Source organism: Mesorhizobium sp. M7A.F.Ca.CA.002.05.1.1, from assembly GCF_003998335.1.
Lineage (GTDB): Bacteria > Pseudomonadota > Alphaproteobacteria > Rhizobiales > Rhizobiaceae > Mesorhizobium.
Map to the genome: position 1 here is coordinate 1 of NZ_RZQI01001592.1, position 555 is coordinate 555.

Annotated in this window: 1 protein-coding gene; it reads left to right on the top strand. The window is 62.7% G+C overall.

The annotated features are described in order from the left end of the window. Window positions 1-34 precede the first annotated feature (34 nt). On the top strand, window positions 35-555 hold a 521-nt coding region (locus EN939_RS37220), incomplete at its 3' end, for a cache domain-containing protein (protein WP_442919606.1).

Genomic DNA, 555 nt, shown 5'->3' on the forward strand with positions numbered 1-555 from the left:
TGGCAGCACCCTTGCTCATCGCTTCCTGGAAATAGTGCCGAAAATTGTAATCGATGCCGACGAACCGGCGAGCTTTGTCGGCATCGATTACAATTTTCGGCACTATTTCCAGGAAGCGATGAGCAAGGGTGCTGCCAGCCAATATGGCCTCGGCACAATCAGCGGCAGACCGGGGCTGTACCTTGCCAGCCGCGTCGACGATGGCGGCAAGCCGCTTGGCGTTGCGGTGCTGAAGGTCGAACTCGACGGCGTCGAAGCCAATTGGCGTTCCAGCGGTTTCCTTGTGTTCATCACTGATGAACGCGGCGTGGTGCTGGCTACCAGCCAGCCCGACTGGCGGTTCCGTGCGCTGGCGCCACTGTCGGCCGAGGACACCGCCGCAGCCCACGAGCATCTCCAATTGGCCGATGCAGGCTTCGAGCCGCTGCCGATCCAGCGCGGCGCTGGTGACGGCCTGGCGACGAGCGACAACGCGGGAAAACCGCGCCAGTTCGTCGAGGTGGTGCAGGATTTGCCCGCTGCTGTTCCTGGCTGGCGTCTCTGGCTGCTCACTCC